The 20,304-nt window shown below is 44.8% G+C and carries 18 protein-coding genes; 5 read left to right on the forward strand and 13 right to left on the reverse strand.

The annotated features are described in order from the left end of the window. Positions 1 to 247 precede the first annotated feature (247 nt). The 5 genes from JJQ88_RS05315 to sigY form a co-directional block, all read right to left on the reverse strand. Positions 248 to 2,263 carry an ABC transporter ATP-binding protein gene (locus JJQ88_RS05315; RefSeq protein ID WP_210364693.1) on the reverse strand — a complete coding sequence of 672 codons (2,016 nt, stop codon included), beginning with the start codon at positions 2,261 to 2,263 and terminating at the stop codon, positions 248 to 250. Beyond that, positions 2,260 to 4,017, reverse strand: coding sequence for an ABC transporter ATP-binding protein (locus tag JJQ88_RS05320; protein ID WP_210364694.1), 1,758 nt, complete (start codon positions 4,015 to 4,017; stop codon positions 2,260 to 2,262). The genes JJQ88_RS05315 and JJQ88_RS05320 overlap by 4 nt, the downstream gene beginning before the upstream one ends. Positions 4,018 to 4,603: 586 nt before the next feature. Next, positions 4,604 to 4,810 (reverse strand): sigma-Y antisigma factor component, encoded by a 207-nt coding sequence (locus JJQ88_RS05325; protein WP_210364695.1) that lies wholly within the window; start codon positions 4,808 to 4,810, stop codon positions 4,604 to 4,606. Next, complete coding sequence (locus tag JJQ88_RS05330) at positions 4,807 to 5,154, reverse strand: YxlC family protein (RefSeq protein ID WP_210364696.1); 348 nt, start codon at positions 5,152 to 5,154, stop codon at positions 4,807 to 4,809. Before JJQ88_RS05330 ends, JJQ88_RS05325 begins: the two co-directional genes overlap by 4 nt. Continuing rightward, positions 5,123 to 5,671: an RNA polymerase sigma factor SigY gene (sigY, locus tag JJQ88_RS05335; RefSeq protein ID WP_210364697.1), complete on the reverse strand. Its 549-nt coding sequence runs from the start codon at positions 5,669 to 5,671 to the stop codon at positions 5,123 to 5,125. The genes JJQ88_RS05330 and sigY overlap by 32 nt, the downstream gene beginning before the upstream one ends. Before the next feature lie 203 nt (positions 5,672 to 5,874). On the opposite strand from sigY, the gene JJQ88_RS05340 reads away from it, so the two are divergent. Further along, positions 5,875 to 6,198, forward strand: a complete 324-nt coding sequence (locus tag JJQ88_RS05340) for an HPr family phosphocarrier protein (protein WP_210364698.1) — start codon at positions 5,875 to 5,877, stop codon at positions 6,196 to 6,198. Between the two features lie 425 nt (positions 6,199 to 6,623). Here the strand turns inward: JJQ88_RS05340 and JJQ88_RS05345 are convergent, their stop codons facing one another. Beyond that, a complete protein-coding gene (locus JJQ88_RS05345) occupies positions 6,624 to 8,927 on the reverse strand; it encodes a transglycosylase domain-containing protein (RefSeq protein WP_210364796.1) in 2,304 nt (767 codons plus the stop codon). A gap of 244 nt (positions 8,928 to 9,171) precedes the next feature. Beyond that, positions 9,172 to 9,357, reverse strand: coding sequence for a hypothetical protein (locus JJQ88_RS05350; protein WP_210364699.1), 186 nt, complete (start codon positions 9,355 to 9,357; stop codon positions 9,172 to 9,174). A 227-nt stretch (positions 9,358 to 9,584) separates the two neighbouring features. Here JJQ88_RS05350 and JJQ88_RS05355 point away from each other — a divergent pair, with 227 nt between their 5' ends. Further along, positions 9,585 to 10,103 carry a universal stress protein gene (locus JJQ88_RS05355; RefSeq protein WP_210364700.1) on the forward strand — a complete coding sequence of 173 codons (519 nt, stop codon included), beginning with the start codon at positions 9,585 to 9,587 and terminating at the stop codon, positions 10,101 to 10,103. Between the two features lie 53 nt (positions 10,104 to 10,156). On the opposite strand, the gene JJQ88_RS05360 is transcribed toward JJQ88_RS05355, so the two are convergent. The 4 genes from JJQ88_RS05360 to JJQ88_RS05375 all read right to left on the reverse strand — a co-directional run bounded on the left by JJQ88_RS05360 (position 10,157) and on the right by JJQ88_RS05375 (position 13,540). After that, positions 10,157 to 10,618 carry a helix-turn-helix transcriptional regulator gene (locus JJQ88_RS05360; RefSeq protein ID WP_210364701.1) on the reverse strand — a complete coding sequence of 154 codons (462 nt, stop codon included), beginning with the start codon at positions 10,616 to 10,618 and terminating at the stop codon, positions 10,157 to 10,159. A gap of 497 nt (positions 10,619 to 11,115) precedes the next feature. Continuing rightward, positions 11,116 to 11,277 (reverse strand): FeoB-associated Cys-rich membrane protein, encoded by a 162-nt coding sequence (locus JJQ88_RS05365; RefSeq protein WP_210364702.1) that lies wholly within the window; start codon positions 11,275 to 11,277, stop codon positions 11,116 to 11,118. A gap of 23 nt (positions 11,278 to 11,300) precedes the next feature. Continuing rightward, a complete protein-coding gene (gene feoB / locus JJQ88_RS05370) occupies positions 11,301 to 13,310 on the reverse strand; it encodes a ferrous iron transport protein B (RefSeq protein ID WP_210364703.1) in 2,010 nt (669 codons plus the stop codon). After that, positions 13,310 to 13,540 carry a FeoA family protein gene (locus JJQ88_RS05375; RefSeq protein WP_210364797.1) on the reverse strand — a complete coding sequence of 77 codons (231 nt, stop codon included), beginning with the start codon at positions 13,538 to 13,540 and terminating at the stop codon, positions 13,310 to 13,312. The genes feoB and JJQ88_RS05375 overlap by 1 nt, the downstream gene beginning before the upstream one ends. A gap of 590 nt (positions 13,541 to 14,130) precedes the next feature. Between JJQ88_RS05375 and JJQ88_RS05380 the strand changes: the two genes are divergently transcribed. Further along, positions 14,131 to 15,261, forward strand: coding sequence for a histidine kinase N-terminal domain-containing protein (locus JJQ88_RS05380; RefSeq protein WP_210364704.1), 1,131 nt, complete (start codon positions 14,131 to 14,133; stop codon positions 15,259 to 15,261). Positions 15,262 to 15,332: 71 nt separating this feature from the next. On the opposite strand, the gene JJQ88_RS05385 is transcribed toward JJQ88_RS05380, so the two are convergent. Continuing rightward, the gene (locus JJQ88_RS05385; RefSeq protein ID WP_210364705.1) at positions 15,333 to 16,598 is read right to left on the reverse strand and encodes a dicarboxylate/amino acid:cation symporter; all 1,266 of its coding nucleotides are present in this window, start codon (positions 16,596 to 16,598) and stop codon (positions 15,333 to 15,335) included. Positions 16,599 to 16,716: 118 nt separating this feature from the next. On the opposite strand from JJQ88_RS05385, the gene JJQ88_RS05390 reads away from it, so the two are divergent. Continuing rightward, positions 16,717 to 17,286 carry a GNAT family N-acetyltransferase gene (locus tag JJQ88_RS05390; protein WP_210364706.1) on the forward strand — a complete coding sequence of 190 codons (570 nt, stop codon included), beginning with the start codon at positions 16,717 to 16,719 and terminating at the stop codon, positions 17,284 to 17,286. A 359-nt stretch (positions 17,287 to 17,645) separates the two neighbouring features. Next, the gene (locus JJQ88_RS05395) at positions 17,646 to 18,995 is read left to right on the forward strand and encodes a hemolysin family protein (RefSeq protein WP_210364707.1); all 1,350 of its coding nucleotides are present in this window, start codon (positions 17,646 to 17,648) and stop codon (positions 18,993 to 18,995) included. A 342-nt stretch (positions 18,996 to 19,337) separates the two neighbouring features. Here the strand turns inward: JJQ88_RS05395 and JJQ88_RS05400 are convergent, their stop codons facing one another. Then, entirely contained in the window at positions 19,338 to 20,294 is a 957-nt protein-coding gene (locus JJQ88_RS05400) for a cation diffusion facilitator family transporter (protein ID WP_210364708.1), read from the reverse strand. Positions 20,295 to 20,304 lie beyond the last annotated feature (10 nt).

The raw sequence follows: 20,304 nt of genomic DNA on the forward strand, positions 1-20,304 counted from the left end.
CTGTTAGGTTTCAACTTTCCCGCTGATTCCGCTGGACACTGATATTGGCTTCTGTAAATACACCCACGCGCGAAGAAAATGCTTTATCATTTATGGGGGTCTTCCACCTTCCGTTCCAATCAACCTTTTAGGACTCTTTTTGATTTCTCTTAAAATTGATTCAGAAAACAACAATCTTTTGGAGAACAGCTTTTTCCTTATCATGATGTGAAAGACCACACCCTGAACAACCTTGGGCAGGCAGCATTTATCCGGCCTTTGGCTTATTTCCAATCTGGATCTGGTACATTTGATAATATTTCCCTTTAAGCTCCATCAGTTCATCATGGTTGCCCCTCTCAACAATACTGCCCTTTTCAAGGACAAGAATCTGGTCAGCATTGCGGATTGTTGACAGCCTGTGGGCGATGATGAACGTCGTTCTCCCTTCTTTCAGGACCTCCATCGCATCCTGGATGATCGATTCTGTCTCTGTATCGATACTCGACGTTGCTTCATCGAGGATCAGGATAGCCGGATCGAAGGCGAGTGCCCGTGCGAACGAAATAAGCTGGCGCTGCCCGCTTGATAAGGTGCTTGCTTTTTCAATCACCGGCTCGTCATATCCATTCTCAAGGCCTTTTAACACACGGTCTGCCCCTACGCTGGCAAGTGCTTGCTCAACCTGCTCGCGGGTAATTGAAGGATGTTCGAGGCTGACATTGGATGCAACCGTCCCTGTGAACAAGAATGGATCCTGCAGCACAATACCCATATGCTGTCGGAGGGTTTGCTTTGGGATATCGCGAATATTCATGCCGTCAATCGTGATCCGCCCCTCCTGGGGATCATAAAATCTGAACAGCAGATTCATGATCGAGCTTTTCCCGGAGCCCGTATGGCCTACTAGCGCGACCGTTTCTCCCTGCTTAGCTTCAAAACTAATATCATTAAGGACATATTCCCCTACTTTATAGCCAAAGGAAACATGTTCGAAAACAACATTCCCTTTGTATCGCGGCATCCTTTCTTCGCTGACGTCAATTCCCTCCTCATCCATCAACTTAAAAACCCTTTCCCCCGCGACAAGTGCCTGTTCCAGGTTGGGAAGCTGATTGACAATCCCCTGCACAGGATTGAATAACCGGTTGATATAATCGACGATTGCATACAGCATTCCAAGGGATACCGCAGAGGATGGCTGCAGTGCTTCCGCCCCGAAGTACCAGATGAAAGCAACAAAGACAATATTCCTCAGCACTTGGACAAGGTTATGTGATGTCATTGAATTCAGGTTCAAAAGCTTATTTTGATACATAAAATGTTCTTTATTCAGCACTTCGAATTCCTGCTGTGTTTCCTTTTCCCTGCTGAAAGCCTGGATGATGTTCATCCCCTGGATCGATTCATTGATCATCCCGTTGATGTCACTGACTCGTGAACGAATGACATGGTTATACTTCGAAGCGTATTTCCGATAAAGCTTCGACCAAAGAAACAGGATCGGCAGCAGCAGCAGACAAATTGCTGCCAGCTTCGCATTGAGGATGAACAACGCGATGTAAATGCCTGTTATATAGATAAAACTCGTAAAAAAAGTTGATAGGACAGTAACATACAATTCGCGGATTGCCTCTGTGTCATTGGTAATCCTTGCGACGACCTTCCCCGCAGGAAGGTTATCAAAATACTGGATCGGCAGACGCTGGATTTGCCGGTACACATCCTCCCGGAGCTTCTGGATGATTCGGTTTGCAGATTTTTGCAGATAGAATCTCTGTCCGTATTGGAAAATCGCGGCAAGGACGAGGAGGCCGAAATAGAATGCCAGGAGCTTGGCGATTCGCGGGATTTCCGGCTTGTAAAACTTCATCAAGTCTTTTCCCGTAAGGACTTCTGCTTCATAGCGAGTAGCTTCGCTTCCTTTGCTGATTGTCAGGATTCCGTCCTCATAGCTTCTGCTGCCGTCAAATTTAATGTCCTGATCCATAAAGACAAACTTCCTGCCGACCTGTAAAATCCGCACTGTGTCCGAATCAGTGTGCCTGCTTTCAACAATGCTGTCCTTTATATAATGCCTGCCGCCATATTCAACAGAAGCAGGTCCTTCCTTGGTTTCATGCCAGACAGATTCGATGCCAAGAATGTGATCATCTATCACCTTTTTCGCGATAAATGGTCCTGCCAAGTCGGCGGCAACCGCAATTGACAGCATCACAAGGGCGGCTCCGATGACCTTTTTGTAAATTAACGCATAGTGGAACAATCGTTTTCCTGTGCTCATATGGAGTCGGCCTCCTCTCTGGCTGACTCAGCTTGCTGCTTTAGATACTGTTCGTAATACCAGCCGCCGGCAGCCATTAATTGTTCATGTGTTCCTTCCTCAATGATCCTTCCATCCTCAAGCACAACGATGTGGTCGGCGTGCTCCACAGCAGATAATCTGTGTGTCGTGATGATTGTCGTTTTTGCGTTTCGCTCACGGCGAATGTTATCGATGATTTTCTTTTCGGTTTTGGCATCAACTGCGGATAATGAATCATCAAGAATCAGGATTTCAGGATCTTTGATCAGTGCCCGAGCAATCGAGATCCGTTGTTTCTGTCCTCCTGAGAGCGCGACCCCCTTCTCGCCTACAAGGGTTTCCAAACCAGCCGGAAGCATTTCCACATCTTTGCGGAAGGCTGCGAGGTCGATGATTTGCTCAAGCTCTTTTTCTGATGCATCTGGGTTTCCAAATAGAATATTCTCTCGCACTGTGCGTGAAAAAAGAATATTTTCCTGCGGTACATACCCCATCCAGCTGCGTGTCTGCCTGAGACTGTGATTTTGGATAGGGATACCTGAAACGAGCAAATCTCCGTTTCCTTCTGGGTACTCTCTGAGCAGCTGTTTGATCAGCGTCGTCTTCCCGCTGCCGGTCTTTCCAACAATCCCGAGTGTCTCTCCCCGATTCAAGTGCAGCTTGATTCCTTCAAGATTGTTTGTGGTGGAGGATGGATATTTAAACGTCAGCTCGGACATCCGGATATTTTCAGGTACGTTTGCATCGACTGGATTTTCGGGATCAGCCACGTCCTCTCCGTAAGATAAGGTCTCATTCAAGCGATCAAGCGAGGCATTGCCGCGCTGCATGACATTGATCAGTTCACCGATAGCGAACATCGGCCAGATCAGCATGCCCAGGTAGACATTGAAGCTGACCAGCTCCCCAAGGGTAAGTTTTTGCTGGAAGACCAAATAAGCTCCGTACCCCAATCCGATCAAATAACTCAACCCGACAAGGATCTTGATTGTAGGCTCGAATAGGGAATCAATTTTTGCGACTTCGATGTTTTTGCGGTAAACATCCTCTGTTAGATTGTGAAATCGATGCTCTTCCGCTTTTTCCTGGACATAGGCACGGATGACCCGGACACCGGATACGGATTCGAGAACCCTGTCATTCAATTCGCCGAACGCGTCCTGGGCAGCAGTGAACCTGGCATGGATTTTCTTTCCGTAAAGGTTTATGAGCATCGCCATGATTGGCAACGGCACAATAGAAAAAAGTGTCAGCTCCCAGCTGATGAAGAAACCCATCGTGAACAAGATTGTCAGCATGAAGATACTTGAGTCCACAAGAGTCAGGACACCAAACCCTGCCGTGACAGAAATAGCCTTCAAGTCATTTGTCGCCCTTGCCATCAAATCACCGGTTCGGTTTTTCTCGAAGAATGCAGGGGTCATTTTCAACAAATGCTGCATGAAATTCGTGCGAAGCTTTCTTTCAATCAAGAACGCCCCACCGAATAGTTGATACATCCAGATGTAAGTAATGGCATAAGTGATGGCTGTAATGGCGACAAGTGCCCCGATATATTTCAGGATCAGGGTTTGCGACATGGTGCCAAGCTGGATTGAATCGATTGCCATCCCGACAATTTTTGGCGGAAGCACATCAAGGATCCCGGCTATGGTCAATAAGATGACCGCAACACTATATCGTTTCCAATTTTCTTTAAAAAACCAGCTTAGTTTAGATAACACTGATAACAAAGTAAACAGCTCCTTCCGATTTACCGGACAATTCTAACCGCTTTCCAGCTTTTCAATTTTGATTGCTTCTTTGTCAATTGCCTTGTTCATTTCAATTCCTCCTCGTTCGGTGAATAAGGAATGGTCGTCTAACGGAATGTTAATGCTGAATTTCAAAATGGACTTAAAATGCCCTTACACGGAATCAACGAAGGTCACCTTTAAACCGAACACTGTGGCCCAATCGTTCGTCCACGACTGGTTACGGCTTGCCTAGTTGAACCATCATTCCTGGGAAGAACATAACTTTCCCTAAAAAAAGACATACCGCAGCATGCGATATGTCTTGTCATGGCATTGAAGACAGAAAAAGGCACACGTCACGTTTTTATGCGTAACCGGTGCCTTCATAGCTCAAAAAGTTATCCGCATTTGAAAGTCAGCAAAAACAAAAGGGCAGGTTACGAATATTCAGTTGGCCGTTGTTTTCGTTCCAGATCTTGAACATTCCGTAACCCTCCTTTTTAACGTAAATTTCCATTCCTTTTTTAGGTTATCACCATAGAAGCAGAGTGTCAATTCTAATTTTTCTAAACCTTCAGTAACATCACGATTTACCGGAGTGGCCCTTGAATATTTTACGGGCGAAGATTAAATAGAAAAGGAGCGGCATCGGTGCCTGGATCAAGCCAAGAATTCCCCAAAGCCAATAATTATGCCCATGTTTTCGGGCATTCACGAACAGAAAGATGCTTTGCGACAAAAGAATGCCGGCAATCAGGGTAATCTGCCACAGTGCCAATTCGTCCTTCATAGTCTCTCCACCTGCTTCTTGGTTTCTTTATAGCTATAAAGAAAAGCAAAAACGGAAACAGCCCCTTGAAGGACCAGGAAGATTTGCGGCAGCTCCCTCATCACAAATAAAACCACGCTTAAAATAAACAGGGCGCTTAGGATGAATAAGGTCAATTCTCTTCGGTATCTCTTTCTGAGCGCCTCCTGCTCATCGAGTACCAGCTGCTCAAACCATTGCTGATTCGGTGTGGCGGGGGCAAGGGAATCGAGCTGCTCCATTGCTTCATCAAGCTTGAAGGGTGGTTCACTAAATTCCTTCTCTCTTATTTCACTATTTGGTCGTATTCGTTTTTGGTCTGTCATCCAATTTCAACTCCCTTCGCACTGCCAGAAGAGCATGGTGCACCCTGGATTTTGCCGTTCCTGATGCAATATTCAGGGTTTCTCCGATTTCATCATATGAATAGCCGTAATAATGCTTAAGCACAAGCGGAATCCTCATTTCCTCCCCAAGCTTGCCAAGTGCTGCCAGCGCATCCGTCCATTCCTCATTCCTTGACTCCATCTGCCACTGGAGCCTGCGGATTGCTGCCTCTCCTTCATTCCATTCCCGCTCCCGTTTTTTCCTGCGCTGCTGATCGATATATATATTCGTAGCAATTGTGATCAGCCACGAAGAAAACTTTGATTTCCCGCTGAACAGATGGATTTTCTCGACGCATTTAGCCATTGCTTCCTGAGCGATATCCTCTGCCAGATCAGGATTCATTGTGATTTTCATCAAATACTTAACCAATATCGGATAATGGCTCCGAAAAAGGATGGCAAATGAGCGGTGGTCCCCTTTTTTAGCAGAACGGATCAGTTCTATCTCATTCATTGATCAAGCCTCGCTTTCCAGCCAACCTCTTACGTGATTTCTTTTAATTTACTACTTATTAGACGGATAGGGCAAAATTTCGTTCAAAGAAATTTAACAGTCCATACTAAAAGCCTACCCAATCAGGTTTCTTTTATTAAAAGACGGGTAATATTTTACTAGCTTATAAAAATAACAAATTGTTATCCAAAGGAGTCATAGATATGAAAGAAATCATGTCATCAAATGTGATGGTTCAAAAAAGGTTCACAATGAAAAAGATGCTTGATATATACCAGGCAGCAAAAAAGCTGAACGGAACAACCTATTTATACAGCCGGCAAAAGGCTGTAGAAGCCTCTTCTTTATCGAAGTTGGTATCCTTCCTGCTGACAGTTGAACCAAACACAACTTTGAAAATTATCATGGAAGGCAATGATGTCGAGCCGCAACTGGGAAAATTAACAAAAATGCTGACAAACGAAGCATCCGTATTAAGCGTAAACCGCAAGCGGATCCTTGATTCTACTGGTTCATTCCAAGTTTAAAATAGAAGTCCGATAGATATGTATTGAGGTGAATAAGATATGATTAGAACTATTCTAATGATCATCGGCGCGATCGTCGTCATCAGCGCTATCATTAACTGGTTATAAACCAATAAAAGGACCTGCTCAAAAAAGCAGGTCCTTTTTCTATGTAATCCTCAGCTGGTCCTTGTTATTGCTGGTTTATTCTCAGCAAGCGGGGCAACCAAGGATTGGTTAAGGCTTTAGCGTCCATCCCCCTAAAGTTCTCCAATCTGTTCATTGCTCTCTTCCCATACACTATTGTTAACTAACAGCTATTTGGTAGTCGTTCCATAGTCCCTCTGAACTTACTACTGGAAGCTTTTACATATAAAAAGGGATGGATGTGCTTCAAATAGCCATCCGTCCCTTTTTTGTGTGAAGCTCACATCTTCCCACTAGTTTTAGCCGTCCCCAGTCCCACCAGTATCTCCCTCGCTAGTATCGCTTCCGGTTGTATCACCAGTATCTCCCTCGCTAGTACCGCTTCCGGTTGTATCACCGGTATCTCCCTCATCGCTCCCATCAGTGCCGCCAGTGTTGTTTCCATCACCGCTCCCGGTTACAGGTTCCTCTCCTGTACTGCCGCCATCGCCTTCAGCAGCGGAATCACCATTATTGGTGCGTGATTCACCATCATTTCCATCCCCCGTCACGGCCGCTCCAGTTCCTGTTGTCGAAGCTTTAGATTCTTTTTCTTTTCTGCCTTTTTCCTCTTTATTTTTCTTATTCCATTTTCCCTTCAATTTCTTTGCTTCTTTCTTCATTTTTTCTTTAAATTGATTTACCGTTTTTGCGTGCTTTTCGCGCTTAATTTCCTCTTTATACTTAGATATAGGCGGGACATTGAATGATTCTGCCTTCTTGCCTTCCAGGGCTCCAGACATGAAATCTTTGAAAACCAAGGCTGCTCCTTCGCTGCTTGTCGTCGTCAAATAATGTTTTTTATCGGTTTTGTCATAGCCTACCCAGACCGCACCTACAAGCTGTGGTGTGTAGCCAACAAACCATTGGTCTTTCGTTCCCTTGATGCCTTCGATTGGCACCTGGGTGGATCCGGTTTTTCCCGCTACCTCCCTTCCTTCAATCCGTGCACCTTTCCCTGTCCCTTCTTCGACTGCTTCCATTAGCATGGTTGTCATCTTGTCGGCTGTCTCTTTTGAAACGGCCCTGTTCTTCTTGCCCTCCCACTCAGCGATTATCTTTCCTTCTTTATCCACTATTTTTGTAATCGCATGGGCTTCATTCCGTTCTCCTTCGTTTGCAAATGCCGAATAGGCCTCGGCCATCTTCACTGGCGAGACACCATGTGACAAGCCTCCTAGCGACAATCCAAGAGTCCGGTCTTTCTGCGGATCCAGGCTGATTCCAAAGCTTTTTGCCGATTCCATTCCTTTCTCAATGCCGACTTTATCCAATAGCCAGACAGCCGGCACATTCAATGAATCCCTGAGCGCCTCATACATTGGTACTTCCCCTCGATATTCCCCTTTATAATTTTTAGGCTTGTAATCTTCAAACTCAAATTCTTCATCCTTCAGCAAATCCGTTATCTGCCATCCTTCTTCCAAAGCAGGCGCGTAAGCAGCAAGAGGCTTCATTGTTGAGCCGGGCTGCGCCTTTAATTGGGTCGCCCTGTTGTAGCCACGGAAAACATGTTCACCTCGGCCGCCAACAAGGGCCCGGATTCCACCCGTTTTCGGGTCGAGCAGGACCGCGCCACTTTGTACCAATTGTTTGTCAGTTCCCTCGGGAAAGAGCTCATTCTTTGCATACGTGTCTTCGAGTGCTTTTTGCATCGACACATCAAGCTCGGTATAAATATGGAATCCGCCTGTCAAAATCTCCTCCTGGGTCAAACCGTACCTTTTGATAGCTTCATCGATTATATGGTCGAGATAATATGGATACTGTCCAAGCAGCGGATCACCATCATTCTTGTTCAGCACAATCTTCTCCGCTGTGGCATCGTTGTATTCTTTTTCCGTGATGAAACCGTGTGTTTTCATCATTAAAAGCACAACATCTCTTCTTTCCATTGCCTTTCCGTAATTCTTGTAAGGATCCAGGGCTGATGGAGCTTTAATCAAGCCAGCAAGCGTTGCGGCTTCACTTAGGGACAAATCCTTGACATCCTTGGCGAAATACCCCATTGCCGCCCGTTTGATTCCCCAGCTGCCATTTCCAAAGTATATTCGGTTCAAATACATTTGCAGGATCTCATCTTTCGAATATTGCTTTTCGATTTCCCTTGCGAGGAAGAATTCTTCCAGCTTTCTTTTATATGTTTTCTCAGCTGTTAACAAGGCATTCTTGGTTAGTTGCTGCGTGATTGTACTTCCCCCCTCAACCACTTCACCAGCTTTGACATTTTGGACAAAAGCCCTGGAGATCCCAAGCAAATCAACACCCTTGTGCTCGTAAAAACGGTGGTCTTCAATTGCGATAACCGCATTTTTCACATGTTCGGGAATCTCCTCAATCTTCACGCCTCCATTTTTTGAAGATGATGGCTTGCTGGCCACTTTTTCATTAACATCATAAATAATGGTTGACTGGGCCAAATCTGCATTCAGTTCGCTTATGTCCGCTCCTTCTGAATAAACATGGAAGAAGCTTAAAAAGGCCAGAACAGCAGTGGAAATGGACAACATCACAATCTGTGTCATATGCATCCTTTTCCAGCCATGAAGAAAACGGCTCGTCATTGAATTTTTTCTCACTGGACACCCCAACCTTTTAAAATAGTTTAGAAAATATGACATTTTCATTTACCCATTTTTCAAAAGGTATAACACATATTGCCTATAACCAAGGCAAAAAGGCATATAGAAAACTTGCCAGGAGGTGGGCCGAGGGACGTAGCTGAACGAGGCCGATTGGCTGCTTTGATTTACTGAATGCTGTTTGTAAATAAAAAAACCAATCGGTCATCCAAGCCGATTGGTTCATCTACTTTTCCACTAGCACGTCTGGCTTTCCTTGCTTGCAGTCCTCGGGGACAGCAACATTTCGCTCGCGTAAAAGTGTTTCCATATACATATAGACAATTTGTTTCGTTTGGTCATCTGCCTGGATGATATCCAAATGCTGCAGGCATTTCCTGATTGTCGGATGAACCGTCATTTGTGATGCCATACGACCCCCTCCTTTCTTTTCTCTTTTTCGGCCGACTCTATCATACATTTCTTGTTATTAAAAAATTCGCCATTCACCTTCTATTTCAGGGGGTGCAAAAGTCCCAAGTGATATTTTTAGTTAAAAACGGGTATTGAACATGTAAACCCTTTCAAGTTTGTGGTGGACGGGAATCATTTGGAAAGTCTGGCACAGCCGATAAATAAATAACGGGAGTGTGAAGTTGCATGTCTGAGTTCAAGAAAGTGGTGGTTGCGTATGACGATTCTGAAGGCAGCAAGAAGGCCCTGCGGTTGACTAAGGAGATGGCGAAGGTCCGTCCGGAGATGATGATTATCGTTGTCCATGTATTTGAAGATAAAGTCAAGAATGTTACGGTTGAAGCAAATGAGCAATCAATGGAGCCCCTGCCAATCAATAACTATCCCGCAGATGGAATCCAGGTGCCTCCCCTCGCGTTTGAACAAAGATCGGTTGAAAAAGCTGAACATGCCATTGTCACAGATAGCACGGAACAGGCAGAATACAACGCTAGATTGGAGCTGTCTGCTATTAACGCAGATGTGAAGTTCAAAGTTTTGGAAGGGAACCCGGCTGAGAGCATTTGCGATTATGCAGGGGAAGTGGACGCCGACTTGATCATTATCGGCCATTCATCCACCGAGGGCCTCAAGCGAAAGCTGCTTGGGGGCGTCAGCCAAAAGGTTGCCAACCATTCTCCATGCCATGTCCTGATTGCAAAATAGCCTGCAATAGGTCTGAAGCAAGAAAAGCCAGCTTTGCTGCTGGCTTTTCTTCATCATTTTTTTCTTTCATCGGCGAGTTCCACCAACCGTTCTTTTGTTTCTTGTTCTTCAAAACTGCTGAAGATCCGAAAATCATCTTCATCCAGGATCCTGTAATGCTGGCTAATAATATTCTGCTGCATGACAAATCCTCCAGCCCTTTCAATCTCTCGCCACCAGACTTTGCCACCGAGCGTTTTTTCCTTACGATAGTCTGTTCCCTCATGCGCTACTGTCTCCAACACTTCAAGAGGTTCGTCCCCAAAAAGGAATTGAATGGTCTCTGTTTCCCTGAAAAGTGCGCAGATCGTTACAACTGTCGACCATCCTGCTTCGACCCTGCCTTTTTCAATCTGAACAAGCGTTTTTTTTGAAATCCCAATGATATCAGCCATTTTATCCTGTGTATAACTTACTTCTGCCCGCAGGACTTTTATTTTTTCGGAAACCCTCATGATGATTTCTTCTCTTGTCATCAGCTTCATCCCTTTAGTTCTTTTAGTGTAATATTACACCCTTTATAACCATTTGAAAATGAATTTAATCCTATTTCAGCCTTTTTTCTTGATTACCGTTAAGCATCCTGGTTTCTGAGAATCATTCCGAAACCTTCCAAAGCGCTTTGGTATGCTTCCCAAGAGATACCACAAATCAGGATCGTACCGAAAAAGCGACATACCTCCGCAAAACGCTGTTTTCGTAAACTTTGTTGTTTTTAATAAATGATTAATTGCAACTCCAGGTTGCTCGCTTTCCGAGGAGCTTGAGTTGAGCCTCCTTTGCGCAAAAGCACCTGTGTGGTCTCAACTTTCCCATTGATCCTGCCGGAGTCTTGCACCCTCCGTTCCAATCAATCTTTTCGAACGATTTGTTTCTATTAAAATTGATTCAGAAAACAACAATCTTTTCGAAAGCGGCCTTGCAAAAAGACGGGGACAAATGAAAAAGGATGCAAAAGCGCATCCATCCCTTCTCACTTTCCATGTTGATCCTTTACCGTGCTGCAGCTGCTCGAACAGGAGCTTTGGAGCGAGCAGGCTGCACACTTACCTTGCTTTGACTTGCTGATAAAACGGTAAAACGCCCAGCCGGCATATCCAAAAATCGCTGATCCAATCAATATATTCACCAACATTTTTACATTTCACCTCTTCAAGTTCAACTTAATCCAATAAGCTTTCCACCTTGATAGATTAGCAGTGACAAACCATACGCAATGGCTAACGCATATCCAATCGAAAAAGCAGTCCATTTCGCTGAGCCAGTTTCTTTATAGATCGTTGCCGTTGTCGCTAGGCATGGAATGTACAGCAAAATGAATACCATGAAGCTGTAAGCGGCTAGCGGTGTATAGTGAGTTGCCAGAAGCCCCTGCAATCCTGCTTCATCCGGTACAAAATAAATGATATTCATGGTAGAGATGATGGATTCTTTGGCCAGGAAGCCTGTCAACAGCGATGCCCCGGCCTGCCAGGTGCCAAAACCGAGAGGCGCAAGCAATGGAGCGAAGAGCCCGCCTATCGCAGCCAGGTAGCTGTCATCCATATGGACATTTGCTCCTTCAGGTCCTGCATATGCCAGGAGCCAAATCAGGACTGATCCTGCAAAAATGAAAGTTCCAGCCTTTTTCACGAAGCCCTTTCCTTTGTCCCAAGTGCTTCTCCATAAGGCTCTTGCTTGTGGAAGCCGGTATGGAGGAAGCTCAATGACAAACAGTGACGTTTCCCCTTTTAAAAGTGTTTTTGAAAAAACCTTGGCAAGAATCAACGCAATTGCCACTCCCAGTACATAAAGGCTTAATACGACAAGCGCCTTGTACTTTAAGAAAAATGCCCCTACAAACAACGCGTAAACCGGAAGACGGGCTGAACAGGACATCAAAGGAGTAAGCAGGATGGTCATAAGCCTTTCCTTGGGTGTCTCGATCGTCCTTGCCGCCATGATCCCTGGAACATTGCAGCCAAAACCGATCATCATTGGAATGAAGGCTTTCCCATTCAGTCCCACCGTTTCCATGAGCCGGTCCATCACAAGTGCCACTCTGGCCATATAGCCTGAATCCTCCAGCAAGGAAATGAAGAAGAACAAGATAAAGATTTGCGGTACAAATACAAGTACGCCACCGACACCAGCAACAATCCCATCAATGACCAGATCCTTGATGAACTCTGAGGCCCCTGCAGCGGAAAGCGCTAAAGAAATCCCTTTCGTGACCGGTCCTGATAACAGGGAATCGAGCGCATCTGACAGCGGGAAACCCAACCAGTCAAAGGTAAGCATGAACATCAGATACATCAGGGATAGAAAGATTGGGATCCCGAGGAAACGATTCGTGACGATTAAATCAATCCGCTCGGTCAGCGGAATCTTTTTGTTGCCCGTCTTCGACGTTGAGAGCGAGACAATTTTATCAATTGCTTCACTCCTCTTTCTATATATGGCCTGATCAAGTTGTTCGCTTTTGCCCTCCATCCTTCCATGGGCGGCAGAAACAGTTTCGATAAGGGCTTCTATGTTATCAGCCGAGATGATTTCCTCCAGGTAACTCCTTACATAAGGATTCCCTTCAAAGAGCTGTAAAGCCAGCCAGCGAACGGAAAGATCGGTAAGATCGGAGATTTCATTTTCTAGCTTGTGAACCCCATCCTCGATGGCTTTTCCGTAATAAACAAGATTCGGATTGCCCGGTCCTGCCTTCTCACTAGTCAGCATCTCCGCTAGGTTGTCGCAACCCTTTCCAGTCCTCGCGACAACAGGTGCTACTGCAACTCCCAATGATTCGGAAAGAATATCGGAATTGATATGGATTCCCCGGCTTTTGGCGACATCCAGCATATTTAATCCAATGATCAGGGGAGCTCCGTATTCCAACAGCTGAATTGTCAAGTGCAGGTTTCTTCTTAATTGGGAAGCATCGAGAATATTGAGGAGCTTCTGGAATGGCTCATTCAAGAAAAATTTCGTCACGACCCCTTCATCCTTTGAAAGAGGGTTCAGTGTATAAACACCTGGAAGGTCGATCAGCTGATCCTTGCCATTTTTGAAGACTCCGACTTTCTTTTCGACAGTCACACCGCTCCAGTTCCCTACATATTCATACGAACCTGTCAGGTTATTGAACAATGAAGTTTTCCCGGTATTCGGGTTGCCAATCAACGCAATATCCATCATACTCTCTCCACTTCGATCCTGAGTGCTTCCTTCCTGCGGATGCCTACACACTGCCCGCATGATTCAACCATTACAGGTCCTCCAAAAGGAAGGATACATTTAACGCAGACCTCTGAACCTTCTGAAATTCCCAGGTCCAGCAGCCTCCTCCTGACAAACTTATCTGCTCCTGCAGTATTCATGATCCGGCCCTTTTCACCAGTTTTAAGTTTTCCCAGCACAGCCATCACCTTTTTCAAAAATAATATGAATCTAATTGAGAACCATTCTCTCTTTTGAGTAGACCCGTTCAACTTCACAGAACTTTTATTCCCAGCCGGAATCTAAATGAGAATGATTATCTTTATTTAACCAAGATTCAAGCAAATTCACTGTGATATAAATCACAAAATTAACCTGTAACCCATCCATTCACCCGAAAATCCATATAATTGACACTAATTCCTTGTGGTTACAAGTCGAATTCCAGAAAAGCAAAAAAACTTACGAGGCACAACTAACTCATCGGTTTGTTGTGCAGCGTATAAATAAAGAGCTGATGATGCAATTGGTTAATCAATGGACCCTTGGATCGGATGAAAGATTTGCGACAGACCACGGATGAATTGCAGGAGACCAAGCAGAAAAATAACAAGGATATCTTTTCCCCTATCCCTGTCCATACGACAAAAACAGCCAACAATGCCTAAAAACATAAGTCTTTAGTCCCCTTTTTCAGATTCGACTCTGTCCGCTATATGTTGTTGATTTTCGACAAAGGGAATCCTTCTCACACACCGAATCTTTTATTGAATAGCAAAATGGGGGATTTTTAATCATGAGGCCAATAACTCAAAATCGGCTCCTTGGCTTTCTGATCAATGAAAAAGAAAGCCTGATCAGTGAATGGAATGACAAGATCATTATCTCGGTGGAGGATCCTTTCAAGGACAAGATCATCAGAAACGCGGATGGAATGTACCATATTATCCTGGAGATATTCTCCAAAGGAAATGATGAAATCGATGAACAGCTTCAAAGATTTGCTTTTATCGTAGGGGAAGAGCGTGTACGTGCAGAAATCAATATCGGGGACTTTGTCTTTAATGTGAACACAGGCAGGTCCGTGATATACAGGCATTTATACAAGCTCAACATGGAATGGGAGGAGCTTCAGGAAACGATTGATCGGATCAATTATTGTTTTGATATGTTCCTGTATTATGCCGTTTCTTATTACAACGAGCAGAAAAACAAAATCATCGAGGAAAAAAACCAATTCATCGACTCAACACATAAAGACCGGCTGACATTGCTTGGGCAAATGACCTCGAGCTTCATCCATGAATTCCGGAACCCACTTACATCCATACAGGGGTTCATCCAGCTGTTGATGGCTGACAATCCTGAAATGAAGTACCTGGACATTATTTCCAGCGAACTGGAACAACTGAACTTCAGAATATCTCAATTCCTGCTGCTTTCAAAGAAAGAATTGATTGGCAAGGAAAAAACGTCTTTTTCCCTGAACAAAATGCTCGATGAAGTATTAAATTTCCTTTACCCTAGTATACTTGATACAAATGTCAGGATCATCAAGGAAGTCGTTGATGAAATGATGCTGTTCGGATATGCTGATGAAATCAGGCAAGTCCTGATCAACATCGTTTTTAACGCAATAGATGTATTGAGCCAGTATCGGGATGACCCAAAGATTGAAGTAAAAGGTTATTTCGTCAATGAAACGCATATCAAACTAGAAATTTCCAACAACGGGCCAGTCATACCGGATCATATGCTCAAGACGATTTTTGAACCATTCGTTACGACCAAAACACTGGGTACCGGCCTTGGATTGTTCGTTTGCCGGGAAATCATAGAAAAACATAAAGGAATCCTTGCCTGCTCTTCAGAGCCTGAGAAAACCTCATTCATCATCCTGCTGCCAATCAACAGGCATGAAGAATGACGGCTATCTAACACCGACTAAAAGCCCGTCCTTTGCTTGAAAGGAACGGGCTTTCCAATTGCAGTCTTCCATTACTCTGTATATTCAAATGATTGGCCGGATCGTATCCCGCTGATCGATGTTTTTTCAACATGTTTTTTCTCGGATTCCGCGACGATGACAGCACATGCAGCATCGCCAGTAATGTTCACTGCTGTTCGAGCCATATCAAGCAAACGGTCAATTCCCAGGATCAGCCCTATCCCTTCCACTGGCAATCCGACCGATTGAAGGACCATTGCAAGCATGATCAATCCGACACCCGGTACTCCTGCAGTTCCAATGCTGGCAAGTACGGCTGTCAATACGACCGTGGCAAGTTCCCCAATGGAAAGGTCGATTCCATATACCTGGGCGATAAACAATGTTGCCACTCCCTGCATGATGGCGGTTCCATCCATGTTGATGGTAGCCCCAAGGGGCTGCACGAAGCTGCTGACAGATTCAGGTACTTTAAGATTCTTTTGCGCTGTTTCCATCGAAACCGGCAGTGTGGCGTTACTGCTTGAAGTACTGAAAGCAATTCCCATGGCCGGCGAGAATCCCTTGAAAAATTTCAAAGGGTTCATCCTTCCCAGGAAGTAGACACTTGAACCATATGTGGCCAAAGCATGGAGAACCAAAGCAAGGATCACGACAAGCATATATATTCCCATAGCCTGGATCGCATCAAGCCCCTGGCTGCCAATCGCCGTGGCAATTAAGCCGAATGTTCCATACGGTGCAAACTTCATGACGAGACCGACAAGATACATCATGATGTCATTCCCTTGTTCAATCAGCCTGAAGATGCCTTTTGTTTTTTCGCCAAGCGCTGTCAATGCTAAACCAATGAAAATCGCAAAAACAATGATCTGAAGCATATTTCCAGATGTAAGAGCTTCAAACGGGTTGGCCGGAATCAAATTCAGCATCGTTTCGCTGACAGGCGGCGCTTCTTCCGCTTTAAAGTCTGTACCCTTTGTATCGAATTCTCCGATCATTCCAGGCTTGATCAGGAATGAAAGCGAAAGTCCGATAATAATCGCGACCGCGGTTGTCATCAAGAAATAACTGATTGTTTTAAAGCCAATCCGTCCCAGTTTCTTGGGATCGCCAAGACCTGCTGTCCCGAGAATGATGGAAAATAACACAATTGGCACAACAAGCATGCTGATTAGGTTGATAAAAATCTTCCCAAGCGGCGTGAACAGAAATTTATCTAAAATTGAGAATACTTCAGGTGAAAAAATATTCAAAATCAATCCTGTCAAGGCACCCAGACCAAGACCTATTAAAATCTTTGTTGTTAATTTCATGTGTTTCCTCCCCAGAAAAAAGTTTAAAAATAGACGTAAATTCTTTTTCCCCTATTTTAAACGCTTAAACCTCATCAACCCAATATGAAATAAGTACCATTCTTTACAGGAGGATGTCATGTTGACCTTAACGATTGATTCTGAGCTTATGCTTCAAGCTTTTCAGACTTATCATGCCGAAGAGCTTTTCCGGTTGGTAGATGACAACCGTGAACATTTGCGGAGATGGCTGCCATGGGTCGATGATATGGTTTTTCCTGGCCAATTCCAATCCGTCATTCGTGCATGGGAGCAGCACTTTTATGAAAAGAAAGGTTATTTTCTGGCAATCCGCTACAAAGGAGAGTTAGCAGGTACAATCAGCCTCCATGGTATAGACTGGATCCATTCACAGACAAGCATCGGTTATTACCTTGCGAAAAAAATGGAGGGAAAAGGCATCATGCATAGAGCGGCCAGGACAGCCATTGGGTTGGCTTTTTATCACCTTGGCTTGAATCGAATCGAAATCCGCTGCGGTCGGGGGAATCTTAAAAGCCAGGCGATCCCTTTGAAGCTTGGTTTCAAGCCTGAAGGAATCATCCGGGATGGAGAATTTTTAAACGGAAACTTCCACGATTTATTTGTATATGGAATGCTGGCGAGAGAATGGCATTCGCACCAGTCAGAAGGGAGGTTTCGCTTATGAATTGATAAATTCAGAATTTTCTAATATAATATATCCAGTACTTCATACTTTATGGTATTGTTTCATACACTTATAACAACCATATTTTATTCTCACATTCCATTTACTTGATATGGTATAATAATTCTTAAATGATTAGAGCTGAGGTGGTATGATGGGGTAATCTATCGTATCAGGAAAATAACAGCAAAAGAATCGGAGTAAGCCGCTTACGATGATCCTGGCCCTGGCTGCAAAGCCGATCGGGAAGGGCCGCAATAATATTTAAGAAAGAAATACGCCTGCTCTATGGCAGGCTTTATTTTCAGTTTATCAGGAGGTGACTCCTTACCCGTACCATTCGGGCTAAGGGAACTTATTTGGACATATTTAACTTGGTTTGGATAGCCATTTTAATTGCTTTAACGGCATTTTTTGTTGTCTCGGAATTTGCAATCGTTAAAGTGAGAAGTTCCAGAATCGACCAATTAATCGAAGAAGGGAATAGAAAAGCTGTTGCTGCCAAAAAAGTGATTTCCAATCTGGACGAATACTTATCCGCCTGCCAGCTTGGGATTACTATTACAGCGCTGGGAATCGGCTGGCTTGGCGAACCGACAATCGCGGCTGGGCTTGAAACGATTTTCCATCGCTTCGATATCCCGGAATCACTTGTTTCAGTTTTATCAATCGGGATTGCTTTTGCCATCATTACATTTTTGCATGTCGTGGTTGGCGAACTGGCACCAAAAACATTGGCGATACAAAAAGCTGAACTTGTGGCCCTTAATACTGCCCGTCCATTGATCCTTTTCTACAGGATCATGTACCCATTCATTTGGGCTTTGAATGGATCAGCTCGCCTGGCAACAGGCCTTGTCGGCTTAAAGCCTGTTTCTGGACATGAGTTGGCTCATTCTGAAGAGGAGCTTCGAATTATCCTTTCTGAGAGCTTCAAAAGTGGCGAAATCAACCAGTCAGAGTTTAAGTATGTAAATAAAATCTTTGAATTCGACAACCGGATCGCGAAAGAAATCATGGTGCCAAGGACGGAAATTGTATCTCTGTCCAAAGACCATACGCTCGAAGAGTTCCTTCAAATTGTCAAAGAAGAGAAATTCACCCGCTACCCAATCATTGATGGAGACAAGGACCATATCGTCGGCTTGGTCAATATCAAGGAAGTAATGACGGATTTGATCAACGAGCAAGGCCAATCAAGAAAATCGCTGGATTCGTATACCCGCCCGATCATCAGGGTCATCGACAGCATCCCAATCCACGATTTGCTTGTCAAAATGCAAAAGGAACAGATCCATATGGCGATCCTTATGGATGAATACGGCGGGACTTCAGGACTGGTGACAGTTGAAGATATTCTTGAGGAAATCGTCGGGGATATCAGGGATGAATTCGACCTGGATGAAGTCCCAATGATCCAAAAGATAAAAGACGGCCATTTTATCATCGATGCAAAGGTTCTTGTCAGCGAAATCAATGACCTTTTTGAACTGGATATTAACGACGAAGACGTCGACACAATCGGCGGCTGGATGCTGACCGAAAATTACGAAGTGAAGCAGGGCGATGTGATTGACTTCAGCCCCTATCTTTTTAAAGTCCTTGAGATGGAGGACCATCATATTAAATATATTGAAGTCATAAAACAGCAGGAACCAGAAAAATCTGCTGAACCAATCCTTATCAATAACACAGAGGTTTTATCATAAGCAGAGGCTGTCCAAATAACTTTGGGCGCCTCTTTTCTTTTGCTTGTAAAACAACCCGATGATTTGCGCTCCAGGCACTTCGACGGACAGGAGGTCCTAGTGCCGACTTTGCCGCAGGATGCGGCGGTTTCAGTCGGCCGCTTTCCGCATGCGTGCCGGATTGTCCACACCGCTGGGGACAGACTGGACTCCGGCGTGTTCCTTCCTCTCTACAAAGGCGGCGGCCGTCCGGCATTCCATCCAAGGATGATGTTGAAAATCATCCCCTATGCCATGAGACTCTACTCTTCCCGCATCATTTGCCCAACAGCTGGAGCTTTTGGGGCAGCCTCTCAGTTTTCATTATTCAAGCTTCCAGGTCTGGATGTCGTCCGCTTCGATGATTCCCATTATGACATCATCAACATCGGGATCTTCCAGCACCGTGTCCCTTACCCTGAACTTAATGTCGTCCGCATCTGCCAATGTCAGCCCTTTGCGAAGCTCAAGATAGCTTTCAACGTGGTATTGCCGTCCTTCCTGGACAACCCTTAACGTATTGATGTCAATCACATCCGGATCCGAGAGGATTGCTTTTGCAATCCGGTCCTCCACTACCTTCGGCGCAGCAACGCCAATCAAGCCAATTGTATTCTCATAACCGATTTTCAAGGCAATCACAATCAAGAGTATCCCAATCAGCAATGTACCGATTCCATCCAGCAAGTAGAAACCGGTCACATGTGCGAGGACAATTGACAGCAATGCCAGCAATGCACCCGAAGTGGCAATCAGATCTTCATAAAAGACAAGCCTTGTCGGCGGTGATGCGAGGCTCACATTCTTGAATGCATGGGTTACGATTCCGAATCCTTTGGCATCACTCCGTGTTTCATGGGCAATTTCCTTCATCGCCTTAATCAGGATCCCGCCATCGACTAGCACAGCGAGAATCATGATTGCCACATTCAATGCCAAATTGGATGAAGCTTTTGGATCCTGGATAAGCTGCCAACCCTTTAACACAGTTTCATAAGCCATGATGGAAATGATGATGACAGCAATCAGGACAAACAAATTCACTACCCTTCCGAACCCAGTCGGAAAGCGCTTCGTCGCTTCTTTCTCAGAGATTGAACTTCCGATGAATACGAAGAATTGATTCAGCGCATCCGCAACCGAGTGGAGGGTTGTTGCCATCATAGTGCCACTGCCGCTGATGCTTGCTGCAACACCCTTGCATACTGCAAGAAAAGTGTTGCCAAGGGCTGCAATCCCCGAAGATTTATTTCCTCTTTTAAAAAAGTCAATCAATCCCATTGCTTCACCC

The sequence above is a fragment of the Bacillus sp. REN3 genome (genome assembly GCF_017912555.1).
In the GTDB taxonomy this organism is placed as follows: Bacteria; Bacillota; Bacilli; order Bacillales; family Cytobacillaceae; genus Mesobacillus.